Annotated in this window: 17 protein-coding genes and 1 riboswitch; of the genes, 7 read left to right on the forward strand and 10 right to left on the reverse strand. The window is 39.2% G+C overall.

The annotated features are described in order from the left end of the window. Window positions 1–97: 97 nt before the first annotated feature. From alr to ACAN52_RS14945, 8 genes are all read right to left on the reverse strand, one after another. Window positions 98–1,204, reverse strand: a complete 1,107-nt coding sequence (gene alr, locus ACAN52_RS14910; protein ID WP_378955710.1) for an alanine racemase — start codon at window positions 1,202–1,204, stop codon at window positions 98–100. A gap of 90 nt (window positions 1,205–1,294) precedes the next feature. Further along, on the reverse strand, window positions 1,295–2,692 hold the full coding sequence (locus tag ACAN52_RS14915) for an amino acid permease (RefSeq protein WP_378955711.1): 1,398 nt from the start codon (window positions 2,690–2,692) through the stop codon (window positions 1,295–1,297). 338 nt (window positions 2,693–3,030) lie between these two features. Further along, window positions 3,031–4,149, reverse strand: a complete 1,119-nt coding sequence (gene ald / locus ACAN52_RS14920) for an alanine dehydrogenase (protein ID WP_378955712.1) — start codon at window positions 4,147–4,149, stop codon at window positions 3,031–3,033. 334 nt (window positions 4,150–4,483) lie between these two features. After that, entirely contained in the window at window positions 4,484–6,031 is a 1,548-nt protein-coding gene (locus ACAN52_RS14925; RefSeq protein ID WP_378955713.1) for a sigma 54-interacting transcriptional regulator, read from the reverse strand. Window positions 6,032–6,246: 215 nt separating this feature from the next. Next, a complete protein-coding gene (locus ACAN52_RS14930; protein ID WP_378955714.1) occupies window positions 6,247–6,408 on the reverse strand; it encodes a hypothetical protein in 162 nt (53 codons plus the stop codon). A 158-nt stretch (window positions 6,409–6,566) separates the two neighbouring features. Next, window positions 6,567–8,267 carry a methyl-accepting chemotaxis protein gene (locus ACAN52_RS14935; protein ID WP_378955716.1) on the reverse strand — a complete coding sequence of 567 codons (1,701 nt, stop codon included), beginning with the start codon at window positions 8,265–8,267 and terminating at the stop codon, window positions 6,567–6,569. 197 nt (window positions 8,268–8,464) lie between these two features. Further along, window positions 8,465–11,611 carry an AAA family ATPase gene (locus ACAN52_RS14940; protein ID WP_378955717.1) on the reverse strand — a complete coding sequence of 1,049 codons (3,147 nt, stop codon included), beginning with the start codon at window positions 11,609–11,611 and terminating at the stop codon, window positions 8,465–8,467. A 1-nt stretch (window position 11,612) separates the two neighbouring features. Beyond that, a complete protein-coding gene (locus ACAN52_RS14945; RefSeq protein ID WP_378955718.1) occupies window positions 11,613–12,791 on the reverse strand; it encodes an exonuclease SbcCD subunit D in 1,179 nt (392 codons plus the stop codon). A gap of 439 nt (window positions 12,792–13,230) precedes the next feature. Here ACAN52_RS14945 and ACAN52_RS14950 point away from each other — a divergent pair, with 439 nt between their 5' ends. Beyond that, a complete protein-coding gene (locus tag ACAN52_RS14950) occupies window positions 13,231–14,589 on the forward strand; it encodes an ammonium transporter (protein WP_378955719.1) in 1,359 nt (452 codons plus the stop codon). A gap of 39 nt (window positions 14,590–14,628) precedes the next feature. Beyond that, entirely contained in the window at window positions 14,629–14,991 is a 363-nt protein-coding gene (locus ACAN52_RS14955; protein ID WP_378955843.1) for a P-II family nitrogen regulator, read from the forward strand. 79 nt (window positions 14,992–15,070) lie between these two features. Here ACAN52_RS14955 and ACAN52_RS14960 read toward each other — a convergent pair whose 3' ends face one another. After that, window positions 15,071–16,174: a hypothetical protein gene (locus ACAN52_RS14960; protein WP_378955720.1), complete on the reverse strand. Its 1,104-nt coding sequence runs from the start codon at window positions 16,172–16,174 to the stop codon at window positions 15,071–15,073. Between the two features lie 254 nt (window positions 16,175–16,428). Here ACAN52_RS14960 and ACAN52_RS14965 point away from each other — a divergent pair, with 254 nt between their 5' ends. Further along, on the forward strand, window positions 16,429–17,454 hold the full coding sequence (locus ACAN52_RS14965) for a threonine aldolase family protein (protein WP_378955721.1): 1,026 nt from the start codon (window positions 16,429–16,431) through the stop codon (window positions 17,452–17,454). Window positions 17,455–17,545: 91 nt separating this feature from the next. Here ACAN52_RS14965 and ACAN52_RS14970 read toward each other — a convergent pair whose 3' ends face one another. Continuing rightward, the gene (locus ACAN52_RS14970; RefSeq protein WP_378955722.1) at window positions 17,546–18,631 is read right to left on the reverse strand and encodes an HD-GYP domain-containing protein; all 1,086 of its coding nucleotides are present in this window, start codon (window positions 18,629–18,631) and stop codon (window positions 17,546–17,548) included. A gap of 169 nt (window positions 18,632–18,800) precedes the next feature. Beyond that, a riboswitch (cyclic di-GMP riboswitch) is annotated at window positions 18,801–18,888 on the reverse strand. Between the two features lie 339 nt (window positions 18,889–19,227). Here ACAN52_RS14970 and ACAN52_RS14975 point away from each other — a divergent pair. From ACAN52_RS14975 to ACAN52_RS14990, 4 genes are read left to right on the forward strand one after another with little or no spacing between them, the layout of a single operon-like run. Then, the gene (locus ACAN52_RS14975) at window positions 19,228–22,131 is read left to right on the forward strand and encodes a response regulator (RefSeq protein ID WP_378955723.1); all 2,904 of its coding nucleotides are present in this window, start codon (window positions 19,228–19,230) and stop codon (window positions 22,129–22,131) included. A gap of 4 nt (window positions 22,132–22,135) precedes the next feature. Next, window positions 22,136–23,059: a hypothetical protein gene (locus tag ACAN52_RS14980; RefSeq protein WP_378955724.1), complete on the forward strand. Its 924-nt coding sequence runs from the start codon at window positions 22,136–22,138 to the stop codon at window positions 23,057–23,059. A gap of 39 nt (window positions 23,060–23,098) precedes the next feature. Then, a complete protein-coding gene (locus tag ACAN52_RS14985) occupies window positions 23,099–24,007 on the forward strand; it encodes a GGDEF domain-containing protein (RefSeq protein WP_378955844.1) in 909 nt (302 codons plus the stop codon). Between the two features lie 55 nt (window positions 24,008–24,062). Beyond that, complete coding sequence (locus ACAN52_RS14990; protein ID WP_378955725.1) at window positions 24,063–26,096, forward strand: methyl-accepting chemotaxis protein; 2,034 nt, start codon at window positions 24,063–24,065, stop codon at window positions 26,094–26,096. Window positions 26,097–26,183 lie beyond the last annotated feature (87 nt).

The raw sequence follows: 26,183 nt of genomic DNA on the forward strand, positions 1-26,183 counted from the left end.
GAATGTGACTCTAGTCCCTTTCTCGACTGCTATAAAAAAAAACTTGGCCATGCCAAGTTCTTTTACTTTCCTATATTGTTTTTGTAACAAGCCAGCACTATCGATAGAGTCTCGGTACTCTTTTGCCTACCATACATACAATTTCATAATTAATGGTCTCCATATGTTTCGCAACTTCTTCCACTGGTAAAGAAGGCCCACCAAACAGTAACACTTCATCACCAACCCTTACCCCTGGAATATGAGTCACATCGACCATACATTGATCCATACATACCCGCCCAACTAAAGGTGCGCGCTTTCCGCAAAGGAGCACCTGGGCTTTATGAGCCAATAAGCGAGACCATCCATCAGCATAGCCTAAAGGCAGCGTGGCAATGATACTCGATGTTTCTGTAAAATAAGTCCGTCCATAACTAATTGATGTATGAGAGGCCATCTCTTTGACAAACCCGACTTGAGTTTTGAGCTGCATAGCCGGTCTCAAATCTAAGGTATGGTCGACTTCATCAGAAGGCCATAGGCCATATAAAATGATACCTGGCCTTACCATGTCCAAATGCATATCAGGCAGATCCAAAATCGCCGCACTATTGGCAATATGACGAATCGGAATTTGTATTCCCTTGCCCTCAATCAATTCTAGACCAAGGGTAAATCGACGGTACTGTTCATAGGCAAAACTTTTATCAGCACTATCAGAGTTGGCAAAATGAGAGAATACACCTTCAATCTTAATTCCTGGTAATTCTGATACCGCTACAGCAAAATCTCCAGCATCCTCAGGACGAACGCCGATTCTTCCCATACCTGTATCAATTTTGATATGAACATTCACAGTTTTCCCTGCCGCCACAGCAGCTCCTGACAAAGCTTGAGCTGATTCAATGGTAAATATGGTCTGGGTAATATCTTGATCGACGACCATAGCTGCCTGGGTATCTGGTGTATACCCGAGAATTAATATTGGCACTCTGAAACCAGCTCGGCGAAGTTCTAATGCCTCATTTAAAATCGCGACTGCCAAGCGATCGGCACCTGCCTGTAGTACGGTTCTCGCCACTGCTACCGCCCCATGTCCATAGGCATCAGCCTTCACTACAGCACAAATTTGAGCATTACTTGCTGTCACTTTTCTTATTTGTCCTACATTATGGGCAATTGCTTCTAAGTCAATTTCCGCCCACACTGCTCGTTCAAACATGTCGAGTTCCCCCTGTCTATCTTCGGCCAAAAGGTTTAGTCAAGAAATAGTAACGATTAAAGCCTTCTTTTCTTATACTACTAAATCCTACTATTTGTCAATAGACGTGACCAAAGGTATATTGTTTTTATGCATATTAAATCCATAATATGAAGCAACAAGAAGTCCAAACCAGATTGGTGCAATATAAAGCGCAACGCGGGTATCTTCATTGAAGAACATGATCACCGCGACCAAAGCTAAGAAAAGCATACTCACCCAGTTCGATACAGGAGAATGGGGCATGGGATATTTGATTCCTGCAATCTGCTCAGCAGTCAAGCTTTGCCGATATTTCAGTTGAATCATCAAAATGACACCCCATATCCAAAGTGCACCAAAAGTAGCTACACTCGTAACATATACAAATACCTGTGCAGGCATAAGATAATTAAGAACTACACCAACCAGCAGGAAAAGGGATGATACGAGGATACCATTTGTTGGTACACTCCGGTCATTTAATTTGCTAAATATTGTTGGCGCTTTATCTTGAAGTGATAAATTATAAAGCATCCGCCCTGTACTAAAAAGCCCACTATTACAAGAAGATAAGGCCGCAGTGAGCACCACAAAATTAATAATTCCAGCAGCTGCCCTAATCCCAAGTTTATTGAAAGTCAAAACAAAAGGGCTACCAATAGTACCAATTTGGTTCCAAGGATATAACGACATGATGACAAATAAGGCTCCAACATAGAAAATTAGAATCCGCCAAAATACTTTATCAATCGCCGCAGGCAATGATTTTTCTGGATTCTTTGCTTCACCTGCTGTAACACCGATCAATTCAATCCCCAGATAGGAGAACATGACCATAACAACAGACATAAACATACCTTCGATACCATATGGGAAAAAGCCACCATATGACCACAGATTGGAAATTCCAATTGCAATACCGCCATTGCCAATACCAAAGAGAATCATAGCAGATCCTGCAACAATCATGGCTAAAATAGTTACAACTTTTATCAGAGCAAACCAAAACTCAAATTCACCGAAAAGACGAACACTAATTAAATTAACACTTGTCATCGCAACAAGAGCTAATAAAGCAGGAATCCATTGAGGTACTTCAGGTACCCAGTAAGTAAAATAAACCCCGACTGCCGTAATTTCTGCCATGCAAGTCACAACCCACATAAACCAATACGTCCAACCAGTAATATAACCATTCAGTGGCCCCAAAAAAATATTTGCATGAGCACTAAATGTTCCGGAAACGGGGTAGGCAACTGCAACTTCGCCCAATGCCCGCATAATGTAAAACATAATAATACCTGCTAAAAAATATACCAACATTAATGATGGACCCGCCGTTTTTATCGCGCCACCAGATCCAAGGAACAAACCTACACCAATAGCTCCACCGAGTGCAATCAACTGAATATGACGTTCTTCTAAACCACGGTGCAAATCTTCACGTAATGCATTATTTTTTTCCATAAAAATACGCCTCCTTATATTGGTTTTTTTTGATTGCCCACAGACCTTTAAACTCTCACCTCCTTCGCTGCATATAACCGACCTTAGAATAAAATACTAAAGACCATGAAGCTCCCCATTGTTTCATTATTCTATTTTTTCAGATAATTCTCCTGCCAATTTTATCCAATATTTAACTATAAAAAGAAAACATACCCATAATATAAACGTGAGTATGTTTTTCCGTAAACTATTTTACAAATTTCAACTATATATTTTTCATCGTAAGTAAGATAACTAAGACTTCCGCCTCGTCTTACGGCGTAGCGTAAGCCTTAGTTTTCTTTTTTTTAATTATCTTATGCTAGAACTTCATCAACTGAAGTATAAGGAAGATTTTGATCATCAGCTACAGCCTTAAAAGTGACTTGACCTTTATACACATTAAGTCCTCTTGCAAGACCAGCATCATCTTTTAACGCTTGTTTCCAACCTTTATTAGCAATTTGTAACGCATAAGGTAATGTAGCATTCGTTAATGCCAAAGTGGAAGTACGAGCCACTGCACCAGGCATATTGGCTACTGAATAATGTACTACGCCATATTTAGTATAAGTAGGATCGCTATGAGTTGTCACACGATCGATTGTCTCTATAGAACCACCTTGATCAATCGCAACATCCACAATAACAGAGCCAGCTTCCATTTCTTTAACCATTTCTTCGCTTACAAGTTTAGGAGCTTTAGCACCAGGAACAAGTACTGCCCCAACTAATAGATCAGCTTTAGCAACCCATTTCGCAATATTATAGCTATTGGACATTACAGTCGTAACGCGACCACCAAAAATATCATCTAAATAAGCAAGACGATCGCCTGATTTATCAATAACGGTAACGCGTGCTCCCATACCAACAGCCATTTTAGCTGCATTGGTACCAACAATTCCGCCACCGATAATAACAACTTGCCCTGATTCTACGCCAGGTACGCCACCGAGGAGTATACCTTTGCCGCCCCAAGGTTTTTCTAACATTTGTGCACCGATTTGTATGGCCATACGACCTGCAACTTCACTCATTGGTGACAATAAAGGTAATGTATTATTGCGTCCAACAATGGTTTCATAAGCAATACCAATTACTTTTTTTTCAAGCATAGCTTGCGTAAGTTCAGGTTCTGGAGCTAAATGGAGGTATGTAAATAAAATTTGTCCTTCATGAAACAAATCATATTCTGCAGCTAATGGTTCTTTTACTTTAATAATCATTTCAGAACGATCAAATAATGCTTTTTTATCAGCAATGATGCTAGCACCAACTTTAACATAACTTTCATCAGAAAAGCCGCTACCAAAGCCAGCTCCTTGTTCCATCAATACAGTATGACCAGCTTTACACAAATCTGCCGCTCCTGCAGGAGTCAAACCCACCCGGTTTTCATTATTTTTAATTTCTTTTACTACACCAATAATCATGATTAAATCCCCCTTATTTTTTCTTACATAGCCCCTTGTCATTACCCATAAAAATCCATTTTATATTCTTGGCAATCTATCATTGCAATAATCATGCCAACATTAAAATCCCTATTTTATATGAATAAACCATTTCTTTTTGGAAACTTTTAATTACAAAAATCGTTCCATTGGTTCGAAATGTTTCCAAAAAAACTTCATTGGCTTATACCAATTTCTTAAATATAGACAAAAAGCGACTTTTCCCTACTTTGAATCGAAAAGACCTCCACTTTTTGATTAGATAAAAAAATACAAGCAGAAACCAATTACATCGGATTCTACTTGCATACTTTTATATGGGTAACTGATATTTGCGCATCTTTTTCAATACTGCCGTGTGTGAGAGTCCAAGTACTGCTCCCATCCGCCTGGAAGAACCAAAACGGCGGGAAGTTTCTTGTAAAATAGTTCGTTCGATTTCGCCCAAACGCTCGTCTAAGGTCTGATAGGTCTCAAACTGCACCAAAGGAGGGGTTTCTGGCGATCCTGATAAACGTCCTAAAAAAATATGTTCTGACTGCACTTCTGATCCGTCAACAAGATTGACTGCACGTTCAATAATATTTTTTAATTCTCGCACATTACCTGGCCAACTATATCCCTCTAAGCGTTGCATTGCCAAAGGTGAAAATCCTATGACTAAGCGTTGTAATTTATCGGCAAATTGTTTTAGAAATAGTTCGCTTAATAATCGAATATCCTCAAAACGTTCTCGAAGTGGCGGTACCATAAGAGGAATAACATTTAACCGATAATATAAATCCTCCCTAAAAATCTTATCCGCTACCATATCTTCTAAATTGCGGTTAGTAGCAGCGATAATTCGCACGTCAATGGCTACTTCCTTATTACTTCCTACTCGCCGTACACGTTGCTCCTGAAGTACCCTTAACATTTTAACTTGTAAATGAGCTGATACTTCCCCTACCTCATCAAGAAATAAGGTGCCACCATTTGCAAGTTCAAACAGTCCTGGTTTTCCACCTTTGATCGCCCCAGTGAAAGCTCCTTCCGTATATCCAAACAATTCACTTTCAAGCAAAGTATCTGGAATCGCAGCACAGTTAATAGGCACAAAAGCAGCATTCGCCCGTGCAGATGCGCTGTGTAAGGCTCTTGCAATGAGTTCCTTACCAGTTCCTGTTTCACCACGAATCAGCACTGTCGAGTCACTATTGGCATAGCGCCGAGCCTGCCTAAGCACTTGTTCCATAGCTGGGCTCGCAAAGGGAACATCAGCAAAGGTCATCGGTAAGGAGGTCGTCATACTACGCATTAAATTTCTTACATCTTGTGTGTCACGAATCAGGGCAATAACACCGATTACATCACCGCCATTATTTCTTAGAGGTATTGTGCTCACAACACAATATCCATGATCTGAGGCAATGAATACTTCTCGATTATGATAATGGCAACCAGTCTCTAGTGTTTCCTGTATCAATAAATTTTTAAAAAGAATCGGTCCTAGGGGTTGACCTTGCATTTGTTGCGTGGGTAACCTTAGCATACGAATTGCCGCTGGATTACACTGGGTGATGATTCCATGATGATTGACAGCCAAAATGCCATCGTGGACAGAGGTTAGAATAGCATCAAGCTGATCAGCTCGTTCCTTCGATGGCATAGAAGAAATTTCATCTACTCCCTGCACGCCCCTTATACTGCTCAGTTCTTGGATAAATCCATCGCGTTGATCATATGGAACGGCTTGGCATTCTAAAAATACCACCCCTTCCTCCACTTCCATTGATACTATGTTAATTTCCCGTTTCGTTAGAATCAAGGTAATATCATGGACAATGCCAATCCGATCAATATATGGTATGCAAAAATACATTGTTCTTACTCTCCTTTTTCTACAAAACTGACTTGATTGATTAAATGCTCATTTTCTTAGATCTATCACTCGTTTTTTTATTCTATAAGAAAAAGTAACCTACGCCAAGTTTTATTTTTCTTAACTAGATCAATTGAAGTAAGGTCCTTTACTATCAACTAATCTTTTTAATGCAATATCGATTTAGATATAAAAAAAAATAGAGCCCGCAGACCCTATCTTCTATATCCTATCGTTTTTTCTGGAGAGCCCATGAGGACTTTCGCTAAAACATCTTTAAATTGATCTCCCGATTTCTTCTTATCTCCATCCTTGGTTTGACGTTGATCATTCTTCTGAAAAGTAACTCGAGATACACCTGCTACCTTCGTTACCATCCTCATCGCCCTCCTTGGCGCTTTCTATATATATCGTAATATATTATAGATTTCTTAATAGTTTTCTGGAAAATTATTGATAATAAAAAAAGCAATCTCCATAATAGAGACTGCTTCAGTAAGAGCACTCTGAATGATCAGAGTGCTCTTATCAGTAATTAAACTTTAAATGTATTAACTATATTTTGTAAATCTTCTGCCATTTTTACCAATGATCCACCAGAAGATTCGATTTCTTCCATCGATGCAGACTGTTCCTCAGTCGCAGCAGAAACGGTTTGCATTTGTCCTGCAGCCGCTCTGCTAATCTGATCAATTTCTTTGATTGAAGAGATGATTTGCAGACTGCCACTTGCATTTTCTTGGATGGCGGTCGAAATATTCCCCACCTGATCCGATACTTGTTCAACAAGACTGGCAATATCACTAAATGTCTTTCCTGCTAAATTAACAATTTCTGTTCCCAATTGTACCTCACGAGTACCTTTTGACATGGCTACCACTGCATCATCCGTATCACCTTGAATCTCACCAATTAAGTTCGCAATATGTTTGGATGCCTCTTGGGACTGTTCAGCAAGTTTGCGTACTTCTTCAGCTACAACAGCAAAACCACGTCCCTGGTCGCCTGCGCGTGCAGCCTCAATCGCAGCATTTAATGCCAATAAATTAGTCTGCCCAGCAATCGCTGAAATGGTATCTACAATCTCTCCAATTTGTTTAGAATTTTCGCCGAGCTTAGCAACGACATGTGCCGAATCGCCAACTGTTCTTTCTATATTTTTCATTTGATTTGTTGCTTTTTCAATGATATCTTCACCACTCTTTGCTGAAGTTGATGCTTGTTCAGCAGCATTAGCAACGTGTTCAGTGTCAGTAGAAATTTTTTGAATGCCCGTCGTCATTTGTTCAACAACCTTTGTTGTGACATCAATTGACTGTAGCTGGGTGGATGCACCTGCAGCAACTTCACCAATGGTTTCTGCAATTTGGTTTGCTGCAAGGGCTGACTGTTCAGCACTGGCTGTCAATTCTTCTGAGGAAGCCCCTAATTGCCCTGAAGATTCAATAAGCTGGCCAATAATATCTTTCATGGTCTTTGAAACGGTATGCATGCCTCTCGCCAATTCTCCAATCTCATCTTCCCGCGCACGAGCGGTCTCGGGAATGCTAAAAGTATAATCGCGCTGCGCCATTTTCCCTAAATTGTGTGTAGCTGCTTTGATCGGTTGCAATGCAGAGCGGTTCACAAAAATACCGATCCCTACGCCAGCAAGTAAAGAAAAGACACTGATGACCCCTATGGTCCACTCAGTTTTATCTCCATCCTGACGAGCTTGTTTCATAAAAGATCCTATTACTTGTTCACGATACTCAACATATTCGTGAATTTTGCCAATTAAAGCCTTTCCTGTTGAATCCCCTTCATTTTTTAGAATTGATAGCGCTTCTTGCTCTTTTCCGCTCTGTTTCAAAGGAATAATTTTTACTAATACAATGTTATCATAAGTCTCATTTAACTTTTTTACTTCTTGAGCTAGAATTTTTCCGCGCTCTGTGAGAGATTTTTCGGCTAGTTCATCTTCCCACTTAGAATTTTCCTCGCTGATTTTTTTATATTCTTGCACATAACTTTCTTCACTAGTAAGTAAATAGCCACGAATGAACATAACCTGTAGCGCCACATTCGTTGCGACTTTTTCTGTCAACAGGGCTTGGGGGATGGACGTCTTATCCAACCTTTTCAAAGTTTGATTCATGTGATCAATCATGTAAATGGAACTTCCTGCAATGATCATGGTAAATAAAAGTAAAATTGATAAGCCACCTATAATTTTTTTCTGCAATGTTAATTTCATACTACACCATCCCTTCAATATTTTTAGTACTCATATTTTTCGATTCCAATAGACTCGATAAAAGCATCCGAAGTCTCTTGTATCATCTAGATTTTAACTATCCTTGGCCAACCATAAAACTCTTATGACTTTACCATTCAAGGCTTTGAATTTACTTTGAAACCTTTACTGAGCAGTTTCTTCACGAATTGCATGACTTACATGATGGAAAACTGAGCTCGACTGCCATCTTTATAGGCTTCAATTTCCAGTCGTGCATCAATACTGCCTTTTAATTCTGGGACATGAGAAATAATACCTACCAAACGTCCCGAATGTTGCAATTCAATCAAACAACTAATAGCTGTATCTAATGATTCAGGATCAAGAGTACCAAAACCCTCGTCAACAAACATGGTCTCCAAACTAATGCCCCCTGCATAAGACTGAACAACTTCAGCCAGTCCCAAAGCAAGCGCTAAAGATGCTTTAAAACTTTCTCCTCCAGATAAGGTTTTCACATGCCTAGATTGCCCTGTATAATAATCAAAAACCTCAATCTCTAAACCGCTCTGTCCACCGCCTTTCCCTTTTTGCGAAATACGACTCATCTCATAACGCCCACCGGTCATTTTTTTCAGACGACCATTAGCAGCTTCAATAATATCATTGAAAAAAGCTGCTAACACATAACGTTCGAAACTGATTTTTTGTTCATTATCCCCTTTAGCAATTCGCGCAAGATGCCCAATTAACAAATATTCTTCTTCCTGGCATTCCAATTCCCCTATTAATGTATCAATTTTTTTCAATATTTTCTGATTATGAATCTGACGCGTCATCAAGGTCGTGCGCTCAGCGATCAGTTCTTTTTTTTCTATTTGCAATTTTAATAATTTGCCTTCAAGGGCGATTACATCCACAGGAGTGAGAGTTTCTACCTCTTGCTCAATTTGGAAATAAGAGTCTGTTGCTGACCGAAGTTCTTCTTGATAAGTATTAATTTCTTTTTCGAGACTAACAATTTCATTTTCCCTTAGCTTGGCTCTACCATATTCAAATTCGTCATTGAAACCTGCTGTCAGCAAAGCTGTCATAAAGTTTTGTTCAGCGAGCAGAAGGTCTGCTTGTCCTTCATGTAAAACTTTTTCAATACCACTTCTTTCAGTTACTGCTGTAGCATAGTTCATCTGTTGATCACGGTTTTTCTCTTCGGCCTTGGCTAAAGCCTGTTTCATAAGTCGATACTTTTTTTGTACACTCTCTAGCTTCATAGTAAGGTCTGCCACCGACCGAACATCATAAGGCAACTCTGCTGCGATTTTTTTCAGTGCATCCTTAGCACTTTGCAATTGAGCAAATAATTCAATATATTGACGGTCTAATTCTTCAAGGGCTACAGTCAAACTAGTAATAGTTTCTGTTTTTTCTTTTAGCCGTCTTTCTATTCCTTCTGCATTATTTTTTTGCGATGCAATTTTGGTTATTTCAACTTGTAATTGCTCACGATCAAATTGATAGTTAGGTAATTGTTCAGAAACATACTCTATTAATTCAGTAACATTAAATTCTGCGATGGATTCGGAAACATTTTCGTCTAATTCTTTTTGCAATCTAGATAAGATCTGAGATTGAGCATGCTCATCTGCCTTACTACGCTCATAACGACCTTTCACTTCATCATAAATTTCTCGTCCTTGTTTATAATTGTTGAGCAATCTTTTTAACTGACTTTCCGTCGGACTATTTGTTGATAGGATTGCAAGTTTAGGGTGATGATCTGAACCACATACAGGACACGCCTCACCGACTTTCAATTGTGATGCAAGTACACCTGCCTGTCCTTCAAAAAATAAATGCTGAGCTTCTTCATAATCAGTCTGGGTCTTTTCATATTTGATAAAATGCTCTGTTACCTGTTCCTTTAGGATCGATATAGATTCTTTTAAAATAACCAGATGATTGCATTCTTCTTGCAGAGTGTTAAGTTTATCATATATCCCAGTTATTTTTTCGTATTCACTGACTTTTCGCTCATACTCTACAGTAATCTCTTTCCCTTTATTTAAACTGATCTGATATTCTTGCACTTCATTTCTGGCAATCTCTACTTGTTTTTTGCCTTCTTCGCGTTCTCTTTGGGCTGCCGCTAACTCTTGTTCTAACTTGACAACTCGATTCTGTCCCACTTCCCAATCAGTTATTTTATTCATCAAAGCCTCTAATCGAGTCTGCTCTGCGAATTGTTCATTGCGTTCTTCTTCTTTACTCTTCTCCAGTTCATAGTTATGCTGGGCCATCTTTGCATCAACTTTGGTTTTTTCTTCTTTTTCTTTACTCTGAATGAGTTCTTTTTCTTTTTTTGCCACATAATCTGCTCGACTATTACGATAGTCATCAACTCCCGTAAGTCCTAAAGCTTTGCGGGCCTGCTGCAATTGACTCTTTTTTTCTTCAAATTCATCACGCTGAGCTTCAAGCTCTATCTTTTTTAGCTTTGCTTTATCCCTTATGGTGAATTTGAGATTAGTACCCTTACCCTGAAATATTTCTTCCTGCTTTATCGTCACTTGCCCTTCGTACTCATCAATCTTACTTTGCAGATTCTTCCCATTCATATCATCAAGCTCAATGGCCCGTTCAACCTCATCCATCACCAAGGGTACATTAAAATCCGTCATTTCCAACACTGCTAACAATGGAGCATATCCACTTCCATCCAAACTACGAATCCATTCATTACGCTGACTAACAAGACGGTTAACATCCTGAGATAAGGCTTTAGCTTGACCATCAAATAAATCTTGAACCCGGCGAAACCCTTCCGTACCAAAAATTTTTTGTAATATTTCCTGCCGCACTTTACTCTCTGCATTCAATAGTTCGCGAAACTCTCCCTGGGGGATCATAATAATCTGCTTAAATTGCTCATAACTAAGACCCATCAGTTGAACGATTTTCTCACTCACCTCTTTAACCCCAGTCACTACCTTAATTTCCCCATCAAGATTTTTAAATTCAGCTTCAGGATTTTGATCTGTATATCCTTCACCACGAGTCCGTTTTTTTCGTTGTTTTGGAATCCGCCTCACCCAATATCGTTGCCCCCTCAATTCAAATTCTAATTCAACGGAAGTCAGCAGATCTGCAACAGCAAAATGACTACGCAGACTCTCTCCATCCCGATCCCGCCCACTCGCTTTGCCATAGAGGGCATAAGAAATCCCATCAAGAATCGTTGTTTTTCCTGCTCCTGTATCACCAGTAATAACAAATAAGTTTCGACCATTAAGCTCTCTAAAATCAATAACTTGCAGATTTGCATACGGCCCAAAAGCTGTGATCGTAAGTTTTAGTGGCCTCATCTTATAACTCCCTCTCGTCAGTTTCCAATGTACTAATCGTTTTTGCCACAATTAGGGCCTTTTCTTCAGTAAACATCTGTCCTGTCATATCTGTATAAAAATCACTAAATAGGTCTAGTTTTGATTTATGTTTGTAGCCTTGTCCAGCTGAAGTCTTGCTCTCAGTGACCTGCCGCTCTTTGATTTCAATATCAAGGGAGAGTATATTGGGGTAAACAGCCCGTAGTTTACTCATTGGCTCAATTAGCTCACCCTCATCTGTTAATGTCACATGTAAATAATCTTCTATATTCGTATTTGCATATACCTCTGGATCAAGTAACCCTTTTAATGTTCCTTTGATTCGCCGCATGTTTCGCAATGGTAATAAACTTTTGCACTCGATTGACAGTTCACCGTCTTTCCCAATTTGAGCTAGAGTGACAGATTTTTCTTGCTTGGTTTCAGAAAAAGAATATTTCAAAAGTGAGCCTGCATAACGTACGCGTGGAGATCCTGCTTGCTGAGGCCCATGCAAATGTCCTAAAGCTGTATACGCGAAACCATCAAAGTGTTTTACATCCACAAAATCAGTCCCTCCCACTGCTAGGGTTATGGACAATGGTTTTTCCGATTCACTTTGTTCTAGTTCCTCCATACCACGAATAAAGCCATGAGTCACGACAACATTTCGTTCTTCTGCATTCCACTTCTCGCGAATGCATCTAATCATTTCTTTCATCGCAGTATCATGATCACAAACCTCATTACACGCAAAAACTTCTCTCACAACAGCAGGAGAAGCATACGGAATCAGATAAAAATTAACTGGTCCATATTCATCGCACAACACAACTTTTTGAATGTCTTTGAGCAAAGGCCCTGAAATATAAAGCCCCTTATCGCGCAAAAGCCGACTGCCAAACCCTAGGCGATCAGGACTATCATGATTGCCGGCAATCATAATAATCGGAATGCCCAATTGTAAGAGAATATTACTTAAAACCTTATCAAGTAACTCTACAGCTTCAACGGGCGGTATCCCTCTATCATAGATATCACCAGCCACCACTAGTACATCAGGTCTTTCTGCCTCCAGCATCTTAACTAAGTTATCTAATATATATTCTTGATCAAATGTCATGTGTCGCTGATTGACAATTTTTCCAATATGCCAATCACTCGTATGCATAAGTTTCATTCTAGTGTCTCCTTACCCATTTTTATCCCTTAGCCTCATATGATTTTATCTCTTCTATTTCCCTAAGATTTTGCGTATTTCCTGCTAATAAGTCCTTAGCTTAAACAAAGGTCCTTCATTTTATAAATTTGTAAAAAAGCTCTCAGAAAAGATTCTCAAAAAAGGTGTTGCATTCAAGAAGTGTAAATGCTATAATAAGCCCATAGTCGATCAAGCACATAATAAACGTTTTTGAAACGGATAGTTATCGACTTAAAATAATAAATAAGATATAGGCAATGTCGCCTTCGCATACAAATTGCGAAGGCTTTTTCTGTTCTTATTTATTCATTCTGGACAATGGCGTCCTTTAGCTCAATTGCTAAAGGGCGCTTTGTATTTTTTTCAAAGCAATTTTATCATTCATCAAAAAACCACGAAAAGGAAGGGAGATTCAATTATGAAAAAACTATTTGCAATGCTAAGTCTTCTCCTCATGTTAACTGTATTTTTAGTTCCTATTGCTTTTGCTGCAGATGCAGAAACTACAGGAGCCATCGCAGAAGTCGCTGCTGAACTGCCAAAAATTGATACAGGCGATACTGCATTTGTCGCAATTTGCTCCGCTCTTGTATTTTTAATGACCCCTGCTTTAGGATTATTCTATGGTGGTATGGTACGTAGTAAAAACGTATTAAGTACAATTATGCAAAGTTTCATTTGTCTTGGAGTCATCTCCATCCAATGGGCCGTTTTTGGTTATTCCCTCGCTTTTGGTCCTGATATTAATAATTTGATTGGTAGCTTTGACTGGGTAGGTCTTAATGGCGTTGGAGCCGATCCAAATGCCGATTACGCTGCTACAATTCCTCATATCGCATTTATGATGTTCCAAGGTATGTTTGCGATTCTTACACCTGCACTGATTTCTGGTTCACTTGCTGAACGTGTTAAATTCCCTGCATACCTCGTCTTTGTTTTACTTTGGGCATCCTTAGTCTATGATCCTGTAGCCCACTGGGTATGGGGTGTTGGTGGCTGGCTCCGAGAATACGGAGTACTCGACTTTGCTGGCGGTACTGTCGTTCACATTATTTCTGGTGTGTCAGGTTTGGTCTTTGCCTTATTAATTGGTAAACGTAAAGGTTATGGGCACGAAGCAATGTTACCTCATCACTTACCAATGGTTGTTGTTGGTGCATCTTTGTTATGGTTCGGTTGGTTTGGTTTCAATGCAGGCAGTGCACTTGGTGCCAACGGTACTGCACTTATCGCCTTCACAACTACTCACATGGCAGCAGCTGCTGGTATTGTTTCTTGGGTGATTGTCGAATGGTTCCATCATGGTAAACCAACCCTCTTTGGAGCAGCCTCTGGTTGTCTTGCAGGCCTCGTTGCCATTACACCTGGTGCTGGTTTTGTTAGCGTACTATCTGCCATCGTGATTGGCCTAATTGGTGGTGTGATTTGCTACTTATCAGTTGCAATCATGAAAAACAAATTGGGTTATGATGATTCACTTGATGCTTTTGGTGTTCATGGTATGGGTGGTACATGGGGCGCTATTGCAACTGGTATCTTTGCTTCAAAAGATATCAACTCTGCTGGTGCTGATGGATTACTGTTTGGAAATGCAAGTCAAGTCGCAATTCAATTCGTCGGCGTGGCTAGCAGCTGGATATTCGCAGCTGTAATGACCTTCCTTATTGTTAAATTCATTGGTATGTTTATGGAAATCAAGGCTGCCCCTGAGCAAGAAATTGCTGGTATGGACGTCAGCGGACACGGTGAACGTGCTTATGTATATCAAGATCAATAATTAAATGCTTACCTTGTATGAAATAAGGGAGGAAAAATGATGAAACCAATTACAAAAATTGAAATCATTACACGATCAGAAAAAATTGATGAACTTAAAGAAGCCATGAACGGAATTGGTGTCGCTGGTATGACCATGTCCCAAGTCTATGGTTGCGGCTTGACGAAAGGACATAAAGAAATCTATCGTGGACAGGAATACACAATTAATCTGATACCTAAAACTAAGGTGGAAATTGTAGTCTGTGAAGTTCCTGTGGACCTAGTGATCGCAACGGCAAAAAAAGTTTGCCAAACAGGAAAAATTGGTGATGGTAAGATATTTATCTATCCGATTGCCAATGCAGTTCGTATCCGTACTGGCGAAGAAGGGGATATCGCTATTATGGATCCTGAAAAATAGACGTTACTATTCTCCAGTTTAGGATCTAAATACCCATAATTAAAACCCTGGCAAATGCCAGGGTTTTAATTATGGGTATTTAGATCGCCAAATCCACGTGTTGAATAGTTCCAACCTGACCATTTTCTTTTAAAAAGATACCAGTTTGACGAATTTGTCCTTGCAATTGATTGGTATTATCCTTTACGGAAAATTCCGTACTTACATTACCTAAATAGATAGCTCCGATTCCCTTTTGACCTAAAGCAAATAATTGATCCTTACCATCTGCATCTTTAGTCCAAATGCGTAAATCTTGATAAATTGGATCATTTTCATCAATCCATTGATTACCGTCTGAATCATATTTTGCTAGATCGGCAAAACCATCACCACTATCTGGACCAAATAATTCTTTACCATTATTAACCACACCATCATGATTCAAATCAAGGGCAAGGAAACCACTGCCTGAACTGACAAAAGACATTTTTTCTTGTGTCCCATTTGAATCAATATCAAAATAAAACTTATTATTTGTAAGCTGCGTTGCACCACCATCAAAGTTAATCACTAAAGGATCTCTTAATGCGTCACCAGCCTTAACATCCACTCGCTGCTCAGATAAAAATTGACGGCTCATATTTACTTGCGCCGAAAAATCAATTTCTTTACCATCAGCGGTTTTTACAATCCCCGCAGCCTGAAAAGATGTACATTCTTGCTCGCTATGAGCCTTGTAGGAATGATATTCCATCCCCCATCCTAAAAGCGGCGCTTGAGAATTTACAAGATTTCTTGCAGGGCTAGAAAAAAGTTTATAATTTTTCATTTCAGCTGGCGGAGTCTCTTGCGCCTTCTCCGTGATGGGTAAACTAAACTTGATTTTTTTGCCCGTCAATGCCTCAATTAAAAGTTGTACCAGACGAATTTTTTGTTCATCGCCTTTACTCAATTGAATCGTAGACTGATCTTTAGATAATCCTTGACTCGATTGAACCTTCTCAGCAAATAATTCTTTTGCCTTTGCTGAAATTTCGACTACATCTTGCTTGGCTTGTTTAAGAACATCTTCTAGGCCATTGGCCTCTTTTGCGGCAGTAGGATTCGTATTGTCCCATACATGCACCATCTGCTGCTCTACATCCTTTTCCACCAAATCATGCTGACTTGCCATAACAACTGTTGAATTTACAATTTTCATCCCGAACTCCTCCTTGATTTCATGATGAATTCATACTCCCTTTATTGCATCCTTGCAATAATTCTTATTCTCACTCTCTTTAACATCTATCATTAATAGTATCGAATAAAACAGGGACAAACCTAAACAAAACATCTAGAAGTTTCATTTAAAAAGTTGAATAACATTCGTTTATTCTATACAATAGTTTTTATACAATTTGATCATGCACCAAATGAGATACGTTCATTAAATTAAAAGGGGATATCGATATAATGTATAGCTTTAAAAATGACTATAGTGAAGGCGCTCACCCTAGAATATTACAGGCCTTAATTGAAACAAACCTAGAACAAGTTGAAGGTTATGGGACAGATTCTTATACACTCAAAGCCATTGAATTATTAAAACAAAAAATTGGTCGAAAGGACGTTGATATTCATTTTTTCTCTGGTGGTACTCAAACCAATCTTACCGCCCTTTCGGCTTTCTTAAGACCTCACGAGGCAATCATTGCTCCTAGTACTGGTCATATTTTGGTACACGAAACGGGTGCCATTGAGGCCACAGGACATAAAATCATCTCTGTTGAAGTAACAGATGGCAAACTAACACCTGACCATATTAAAACCGTGATCGATGGGCATACCGATGAACATATGGTAAAGCCAAAATTAATCTACATTTCAAATCCTAGTGAAATTGGTTCTATTTATAAAAAGGCAGAATTAGAACAACTAAGCCAGTGCTGCAGAGAGAATCATCTCTTTTTATTCGTAGATGGTGCACGACTCGGCTCTGCCCTATCCTCAAAAGAGAATGATATCACTCTTACAGATCTAGCTGCCTTAGTCGATTCTTTTTATATTGGAGGAACTAAGAACGGTGCCCTTATCGGTGAAGCTCTTGTCATTTGTAACGAAATTCTCAAAGATGATTTTCGTTTCCACATGAAACAAAAAGGAGCCTTACTGGCAAAAGGTAAAGTTTTAGGCATACAATTTTTAGAACTTTTTAAGGATGATTTATATTTTGACTTGGCAGCACATGCTAATGAAATGGCTAATTTACTAAGAAATGCAATCACTACGGCTGGTTACCAATTCTTAACCGATTCCCCTTCTAATCAGATCTTTCCGATCTTGCCTAACTCCCTCATTACAAAACTTGAAAAAAACTATTCCTTTTATATCTGGTCTAAAATCGATCATAATCACTCATCCATTCGTCTTGTCACTTCGTGGGCTACCACTGAGGATGCTGTCATGGCATTCATTAAAGACCTAAACAGCGCACTTTAGATTCAGGTTTAGCTTATTACTCTTATTTAAATTCTAAAAAAACATCTGAAAACCAGCATTTTTTCTGGTACTCAGATGTTTTTTATATTCTTTATATTTTATCATTTATAATATCCAAAATTCCAATCTCTTTATTTTTAGCTAAGTCCAAAAAAGTACCATCCATCAATTTTATAATTGGACTAATTGTTGGAGTAGGATGCAGATACACCACTTCTCCTTGTTGTCCATTACTTAGGGATACAATACTATTTGCTACGCTACTTTTAATCGTATTTAAAAATGCTAAACATAAATTAGGGTCAAGTTGATGATACATTTGTTCAACTAGAGTTTCCGCAACCGAGAAAGGCGTCAATTTTTTGCGATAAACTCGGTCCGTTGTCATGGCATCATAAATATCTGCAATCGAAACAATCTTACCATAATAACTAATTTGATTTTTTGTCAAGCCTTTTGGATAACCGCTACCATCATTTCTTTCATGATGATGCAAAACTCCCCGCTTAACTGACTCGGCAAGTTGGCTATATTGTAACAAAAATTGATAACCATTCTCTGGATGAGTTTTCATCAGTTCCATTTCTTCCTGAGTCAGTTTCCCAGGCTTATTTAAAATATCTAATGTAATACTGATCTTACCGATGTCATGCAAAAGACCAGCTATCACTAAATCTTCTAGTTGAGATTTCTTTAACTCGATAGCTTTACCTAAAATCCCAGAAATAATAGCAACATTGATCGAATGACGATAAGTATAATCACAATGGACTCGAATATTTTGTATATACTCTAGTGCTCCATAAGTATCCATAAGCGGTCCAATATGAGAATCAACGAGTCTGTGAATAACATCTAAGGGAAGATGATTTGATAAGCGAATACTTTCAAAAGCCTCTTTAATAATCTGCACTGTCTCTTGATAAAAGCCCTCAAAAGCAGTTTTACTTCTGACGACTTTATTATGCTTATAACGAAATTTCGTATGAAAATCAATACGCTCATTGTAAACCACTTCAACAAAGGGGCATTCTCTTTTTCGCAGAGCAGAAATACACTGATCTGTTAATCGGACACCTTGCGAAAGAAGAACTCTCCCATTTTCTGTTAAAACATCCTTTGCAAGGATCATACCCGTTTGGACATCGCATATTCGCACAGATTGCACTCGTGCCATGAAAGCCAATCCTCCTTTCAAACTAAGAAAAGACTTTTCTTTTGCCAATTCGTCAGACCTAGGCAAAAAAACCGAGTCGTTCTTACTCGGAATCGAGAAAGCGATATGCTTTCTAATTCCAATAAAAAAAGCAGCACCTTATACCAAGGTGCTACTTACAACTATAATTGAAAGCAACCTGGCAATCGTAGGCTATTATGCCCCTTAGACCCATGGCTTTGCGTCCCTGACTTTCGACAGGTTTGCCAAAATATACTATTATTTCCTTTTATATTACACTATATTGCATATATCGTCAATAAAAAAATAGGAACTAAGTCCTATAGCAATCAAAAAAGCATCTTGAATTATTATCGAATTTAACTGGATTTTTATCATGAAAATAGTAAATCAGAACTCACTGCATAACATGAATATCATTAAATTTATTATAATTTTTATAGAACGTCGAAAAATGTCAAAATAATCATTTTTTTATCAAAAAAAGCATTTTTTTCCTATAAAAAATGCTTTTTAAAAAGGTTTTTTCATTCTTGTCCAGAATGCTTATTCATTAAGAAACTTTTTTCATTCACTCTTTTCAGGAGGTTAGCTGAATGTTTTTACCCCCGTTTCTCTCCATCGATCGCCATGTGCGCCTGCCTCTTAGCTTAGCAATCGGTATCATCGTCTTTTTCATTTTTTTCATCCTTTTACCTTCATGGCATATGCAAGAGCAAACCACGCCACTCTTTGCGGTTCAGGGCAACCAAATAGAATTGAATACAGGCTGGTATTATCGCTGGGGTGATAGCCCCAAAACTTCAACGGGTGCACTCACTTGGTTAGAAGAATCACCAGAAAAAGAATCCAGTTGGTCGATACAACCCATCCTTGAACGACCTTTTTTAGTCAATGATCAGCATTTTATTTGGCTTGCCATATCTCTACCAAATGTTACTGCACTATCTGATTCACTCTATTTACCAGGGATCGATCAACTTTTTGAAGCGTATATCCACGGAGAAAAGATTTATACCTTTGGTACTTTGGATCAATTAGAAAATCATCAGTTTTTAGGCTGGAGTTGGTACCTACTCCCTTTACGCCCGGAATGGAGCGGTCAAACTTTATTTCTACGAATTTATTCTGAAGATGAAACCATTGGTCTTATTGCTCCTCCTCTATTGGTTAATGGCGCGACGTTCCAACTTGATCTACTAAAAAATGATCTCTTTGCTACCTTTTGTTCATTCTTCTTCCTTCTCGCCGGTATATTATCTGGTATCAGTTATAGATTAGAGCGCAAGTTATCTGAACATTTATATTTTGGCATGTTTTCCATAGCTATAGGAATTTATACACTTACACAAACAAAAATCAGGTTAATCTTATTACCCTTCCCTCTATTTTGGACTTATCTCGACCTCCTCTCTTTGTATAGCTTACCACTGTGGTTAGTCGCATTTGTTTCTAGCCTATTTAATGCTAGACGAGAGAACTTACTGCGTTACCTCTGGCTTCTGGATGCCATGTTCTATATCGCAGTCGTGTTGGCCGACCAGTTCTCTCTCTATCCCTTAATCAAAACAGTCACCTGCTTCAACTATCTAGAGTTAGTAAACATCTTCATTATTTTATTTATAACAGTACAACAAATTCAAGAACGGAATCCCAATGCGCGTTTATTTGCTTTAGGCTTTTCACTATTTATAATCTCTGCTTTGCTCGATGTTTTTGGCAGTATCAACCTTCGCTTACTGCCTTTCAAAGTTTTACACGTAGGCATGTTGATACTCATTATAACCTTCATCATTCTTTTAATGGACCGCTTTACCCTAACTCATAAGAAACTCCTTACATACTCCCACGAATTAGAATATAAAGAAAATGAGTTAATTAAACATCGTAATCACTTAGAAGAGATGGTCAATGAACAGACCCAGCAACTGCGTGAAGCAAAAATAGCCGCTGAAGGAGCAAATCGAGCAAAAAGTGAATTTCTTGCTCTTATGACTCACGAATTGCGTACTCCCATGAATGGCATTATTGGTATTTCAGAGCACTTACTCGATACTGAACTATTGCCTGAAACCCAAGAGCAGCTTGAACTGATCCATTCATCGGCCGATATGCTCCTTTCTCTCATCAATAATATTTTAGATTACTCCAAGCTTGAAGCTGAAAAAACATATTTAGAAGAATTGCCACTCCAGATCGGAAGCGTCATCCGAGATGCGACTACGATTTTAATACCTCAAAGTAGAAAAAAAGGTCTTCAATTAACTTGGAATATCGGAGAAACAGCCAGCCAATGGCTCATCGGTGATCCTTATCGTTTGCGCCAAATTCTCTTAAACTTGATTAGTAATGGCATTAAGTTCACGCATCAAGGTGCGATTTCCATCGATGTTACAATCGACTCCCAAACCCTTACGCAATTAATCCTACGAATCAGTGTCACAGACTCTGGCATAGGCATCAGCCCTGAAAAGCAACTTCAGCTATTCTCATCCTTTACACAAGGTGATTCTTCAATCTCACGTCGCTATGGCGGGACAGGACTAGGACTCGCTATTTCACAAAAATTAGTTCATCTCATGGGTGGAGAAATTGGCGTCATCAGTTCTCTAGGAAAAGGTTCTACCTTCTGGTTTACCACTCCCTTAACCAAACCTAAGGAACTACTAATTCCTAATACTAAACCAATCTCGGTAATGCCTGATCTAAAACTTACTACACCGCGAGCTCGCACACCTCATATTTTAGTAGTAGATGATCACGAAATCAATAGAAAGCTAACTCTTACCCTACTACATAAAGGTGGCTACCAAGCCACAACGGCAGCTAGTGGAGCCGAAGCCCTTACTGCCTTGGCGACTGTCCACTATGATCTCGTCCTTATGGATGTACAAATGCCAGGAATCAGCGGCCTAGATGTAACCCGCGCTATCCGTAGTCATCGATCTCATGTTATAAACCCAGCGATCCCAATCGTTGCTATGACAGCTCATATCCTAGCTGAGGATCAGAATGAGTGTCTAAGTGCAGGAATGAATGACTATGTTCCCAAACCATTTAAAAAAGCCTATCTTTACGAAGTAATTGAACGACAATTAGCCGCTGCTGAAGCAGCAAATGCCACTGCCCGATCATCCATATTAAAAAATCAATATCTTTCTCTTGATTACAAACATTTACTGAAAGCCTTAGATCACCACACGGAGCTAGCACAAGAAATCATCAGTGACTTTCTTCACGACATGAATAACAGCCTAAGCAACTTGCGACAAACCTTAAAGTCAGAAGATTATCTTAGCTTCCTTGATGAAATGCACGGCATAAAAAGTATTGCTGCCACAATTGGGGCCAACCGCACCTATGAATTAGCTAAATTTGCTGAAAACTTTTCTGAAAACTATGATACCAACCTTATGCTTAAATTACTAGACGAATTAGAACAGGAACTCACCGCAATACAAGAAATCGTATCTCATATCAACTATACAGCAAAGGAATGAATTTATGACGTACCTTCTACTTCTTATTATCTTCTGCTCCTTACAAAACTCTGTTCAAGCTCAGCCACTCTCCATTGAAGGAGAAGCAACCGTAAAATACGAATCCCTTCAATATAAAACCCCTGGTATTGCTGATCTAGAGTTCATAGAAAGGACTATACGTATCAATGCAAAAACTCCTTTATCTGCACAAACCTCACTCTTCTTACGTCTAGGACATCAATCATACAGTGGCAACAGCACAGATTCTGATAAAACAGCCCTTGATCAATATGGCCTAATCTGGAAAAATCCTCGCCAAACGCTCGTCATCGGTAGCCAAGATACTTATTTGGGTGCTTATGGAGCAATGTTTGACAACAGTTCAAATGTAGGAGAAGGCATGTTTCGTGGGGTTGATATTCGTGCTGATAGAGGCCTTGATCATTATCACTTCGTAAGCGGACGTCTTGATCCCGCTCTATTTGAAGACGCTCGATCAAGAACCTTCTTCGGGACAGAATTCGCTCATTATTTAGGCGATACACGCTTATTAGCTAGTTATCTTCATATACCAAATTTACCAAAAAAAACTGATGATTTTGTGGGATTTAGCATCAATTCACCCATTGGAAAAGGCGAATTGCTTTCTGAATTTGTTCATTCTTCCGCCTCAACTGCTAATCAAGCTCTACTTGTTGGGATTAACTATCAAGCTACTGATCGACAAGCTTTCAAATTGGTTGTTGGTCAATTACTTGATAATGCGATCCCAGAAGGTAAATCCAGCTTAGGCGGTTATGACAATGGTATTCGCGGATTTCAGGTTACTGCCATTCAAGCTTTAGACCTTTCCAATCGAATCGCTACAAAATATACTCGCGCCGAAACCGTTACAAGTGATATCCCAATACGAAAAATAGAGATCGAATATACACACTTATTTTAAAGACATTCTTGTTAATCATTCGTTGAAAGAAGGTTTATGATGATACGTATTTTGATTGCTGACGACAAATCTGTCAACCGCCGCATGTTAAGGAACATGATTGAAGAAATGGATATGAGAAGTATCGAAGCCCACGATGGCGAAGAAGCTTGGGAAATTTTACAGAGAGACGATGCTCCACAAATTGTTCTACTTGACTGGGTTATGCCAAAGCTGAGTGGGCTGGAAGTTTGCCGCAGAATTGCCCTCGAGCGTCTTCAGTCAGCGAAATATAGTTACGTCATTTTGATTACGAGCAAAGACAAAGACGAGGAAATCACCGAAGGTTTTCTCGCTGGAGCTGACGACTATATTACCCGCCCTTTTAATGGAAATGAATTACGTATGCGCCTTCGTGTTGGGATACGTATTGTACAAATGCAACGTGATCTCTTAAAGCTTCTTCACTGGGATCCCCTCACAAATGCCCTCAACCGTCGTGCTGTCTTAGAGCGTCTCGATGAGGAAATAAAAAGATCTACTCGCTCTAAATCCCCACTGTCAATTGCGATGCTGGATATTGACCATTTTAAGGAGATTAATGATACTCATGGTCACCTAGTGGGTGATATAGTCCTGACTGAGGCTGTCGCTCGCATTCTCAATTCCCTACGCTCTTATGATTTAGTAGGACGTTATGGCGGCGATGAATTCCTGTTAATTTTTCCTGATACTACAGCTGCAGATGCCAATACCATGTGCAATCGAATCCGAAACTCCTTCCTCCAAGATCCAATTATGTCTGGCGATCTTACACTATTCCTTACGGTCAGCGTTGGTGTGACATCCTTAAATGGAAGCACATCTCTTGCCGATACTCTAATCCACCATGCAGATGATGCTCTCTATACAGCCAAACGCCATGGGCGCAATCAGGTCTTCCTAGCTGATTTGCAGGTTCAAGTCTGACTTATTCTTTAAATTGACTTATGTCTATGAATTTATGGAAAGGAGTCTTAGAACAATGAAAGTTAAAAACATTCAAACCCGTTTATTCATTATTTTCTTGCCTCTTATTTTCCTAGTAGTAAGTGTACTATCGGGGGCCAGCTATTATCTGTCAAGGCAAGCCTTGGAAAAAAGCATTAGCCAAACCGCAACGGCAGTGGGAACTGACTATAGCAATCGCGTCAAAGGTGATATAAATGTTATGATCTCTCAGCTGGAAGGGTTAGCCAGCATCCAAGACATCTCTACAGGTAGTGATAAAAAGCTGATTGTCAAAGCTATGGCAGAAAATCAAAAAAGATTCGGTACTTTTGATGTTATTGTTTTCATTTCTCCTGATGGTGCAGGGACCACGAACACTGGAGCAACTTTCTCTTACAACGATCGTGATTATTTTAAAAAAGTAATTTCTACAAAGAAAGTGGCTGTTTCCGACCCTCTAGTTTCCAAATCTACAGGTAAACTTGCTGTCGTTTTGGCTGTTCCTGTTATGCATAATGATCAGTTGACTGGGGTTCTGGTTGGAACATTTTCTGTCAATAGACTCACAAATGTAATTAGCAACCTCAAATTTTTAGATACGGGTTATGGTCAATTAGCAGATGATGGAGGTACAATTATCGCCCATCCTCAACACCCAGAATTCATGGGTAAGCTCAATCTTCGCGAAAAGAAGATAAACAGCGAACTTAAAATGCCTAAAACAGAACTTGATGATAGCTTACTTAATTTATTCAAGTCTGCCGCCGAATCGAATCAACAGGTACAAGGGATCTATACCTTTGTTGATGATATACCGCGAATTGCAGTTCTTACCCCTATAGATTTACCTGGCAGCCAACGTTGGGTCATGACAATCGCAGCGCCCGCCAATGAAGCAACTCTGGAAATAAACACTCTGGCACACACAATGCTCATTCTTTCACTAATATGCCTATTCATCGCCGCTGTATCTGTTGTATTCATTGCACGAACCTTTGCTAAACCGATTATCCTCATTAGAGATGAATGCCTGCTCTTATCCCAAGGCGACCTCCGAAAACGAGAAATAACTATTTTTTCAGAAGATGAGATTGGACAATTAGCAAAAGGCTTTCAAGAAATGCGAAAAAATTTGCATGAACTCATTACCAAGGTATACTCTCAATCAAAACAACTAGCTGCTTCAAGTGAAGAATTAACAGCAAGTGCTGCCCACTCTGCCCATGCGGCAAATCAAGTCGCTGAATCAATTAACCAAGTGGCAAATAGTGCAGAAAAGCAAGTTATTACAACCAATAAAGCAGCAACCGTCGTTGAAAAAATGTCCTCAGGCATCCAGCAAGTGTCTACTAATACCAATCTTGCAGCTGGGAAATCTGCACAAGCTGCCGAGAAGGCAAATGAAGGCGGCAAATCACTTGAGAAGTCTGTAAACCAAATGACTCAAATTGAACAAACAGTCAATAGTTCTGCACAAGTAGTTGCTAAGCTCGGTGAGCGTTCTAAAGAAATTGGACAAATTGTAGATACAATCGCAGGCATTGCTGGACAGACAAACCTACTAGCACTCAATGCCGCAATTGAAGCTGCAAGAGCAGGTGAGCAAGGACGCGGTTTTGCTGTCGTCGCAGAAGAAGTCCGTAAGCTTGCTGAACAATCACAGGACGCTGCCAAAGAGATCGCTAAATTAATCAGTGAAATTCAAGAAGATACAGACAAAGCTGTCATTGCAATGAGTGAAGGTACCCATGAAGTAAAAATCGGAACAGAGGTTGTTACTAGCGCAAGATATGCATTTAAAGAAATAGCAACTCTTGTATTAGAAGTATCCAGTCAAGTTAAAGAAATCTCTGTTGCGATTCAACAAATGGCAAGTGGTAGCCAACAAATTGTATCCTCCGTGAATGAGATTGATAACCTTAGTAAAAACACAGCAGGCGAAGCCCAGAAAGTATCCGCCGCTACAGAAGAGCAATCTGCATCCATGGAAGAAATCGCCTCATCTACCCAAAACCTTGCTACACTCGCCCTGAATCTTCAAGAAGCAGTTAGCAGATTTCAAATTTAATAGTTTATAATTATGCAAAAAAGTATTTGAAAGTCCAGCAAAACAGCTGGTTTTCAAATACTTTTTTCTATTTATTCCATCTATATT

The sequence above is a fragment of the Pelosinus sp. sgz500959 genome (assembly GCF_042610375.1).
In the GTDB taxonomy this organism is placed as follows: Bacteria; Bacillota; Negativicutes; order DSM-13327; family DSM-13327; genus CTSoil-075.